Raw genomic sequence first — 1,323 nt, 5'->3', positions numbered from 1 at the left:
CCGATGGAGGACATGAACCTCCACTTCACCGGCGACTTCCACGCCATCACCACCGCCCACAACCTGTTGTCGGCGCTGATCGACAACCACATCTACTGGGGCAACGAGCTCAACATCGACACCCGCCGCGTCGTCTGGCGCCGCGTCATGGACATGAACGACCGGGCGCTGCGCCAGATCAACTGCTCGCTCGGCGGCGTCGCCAACGGTTTCCCGCGCGAAGCCGGCTTCGACATCACGGTCGCCTCGGAAGTCATGGCGATCCTGTGCCTGGCGACCGACCTCAAGGATCTCGAGAAGCGCCTCGGCGACATCATCGTCGCCTACCGCCGCGACAAGAGCCCGGTGTTTGCCCGCGACCTCAAGGCCGACGGCGCGATGGCCGTGCTGCTCAAGGACGCCGTCCAGCCGAACCTGGTGCAGACGCTGGAAAACAACCCCGCCTTCGTCCATGGCGGCCCGTTCGCCAACATCGCGCATGGCTGCAACTCGGTGGTCGCCACCACCACCGCGCTCAAGCTCGCCGACTATGTCGTCACCGAAGCCGGCTTCGGCGCTGACCTCGGCGCCGAGAAGTTCTTCGACATCAAGTGCCGCAAGGCCGGCCTGAAGCCTGCGGCTGCCGTCATCGTCGCCACCGTGCGCGCGATGAAGATGAACGGCGGCGTCAAGAAGGAAGACCTGGGCAAGGAAAACATCGAGGCGGTGAAGAAGGGCTGCGCCAACCTTGGCCGCCACATCGAAAACGTCAAGCAGTTCGGCGTGCCGGCGGTGGTGGCGATCAACCACTTCTACTCCGACACCGACGCCGAGATCGCGGCGATGAAGGAATATGTCGCGGCGATGGGCGAAGAAGCCATCGTCTGCAAGCACTGGGCCCATGGCTCGGCCGGCATCGAGGAACTCGCCCACAAGGTGGTCAGCCTCGCCGAGAGCGGCGCCTCGCAGTTCGCCCCGCTCTACCCCGACGACATGAAGCTGTTCGACAAGATCGACACCATCGTCAAGCGCATCTACCGCGGCTCGGAGGCGATCGCCGACAAGTCGGTGCGCGACCAGCTCCATGCCTGGGAACAGGCCGGCTACGGCCACCTGCCGGTGTGCATGGCCAAGACCCAGTACTCGTTCTCGACCGACCCCAACCTGCGCGGCGCGCCCACCGGCCATGTCGTGCCGGTGCGTGAGGTCCGCCTCGCCGCCGGCGCCGGCTTCATCGTCGCCATCTGCGGTGAGATCATGACCATGCCGGGCCTGCCCAAGGCACCGTCCTCGGAAAAGATCTTCCTCAACGAGGCCGGGCAGATCGAAGGCCTGTTCTGAGAT

At 65.3% G+C, this 1,323-nt stretch carries 1 protein-coding gene; it reads left to right on the top strand.

Annotated elements, in window-relative coordinates; all coding sequences use genetic code 11:
- A partial coding sequence (locus tag GGR00_RS28170) for a formate--tetrahydrofolate ligase (protein WP_184702873.1) occupies window positions 1-1,320 on the top strand: 1,320 nt, incomplete at its 5' end.
- Between the last annotated feature and the right edge of the window lie 3 nt (window positions 1,321-1,323).

Origin of the sequence: Aminobacter aganoensis (assembly GCF_014206975.1) — a bacterium.
Lineage (GTDB): Bacteria > Pseudomonadota > Alphaproteobacteria > Rhizobiales > Rhizobiaceae > Aminobacter > Aminobacter aganoensis.
This window is presented reverse-complemented; position numbering and strand designations above follow the sequence as displayed.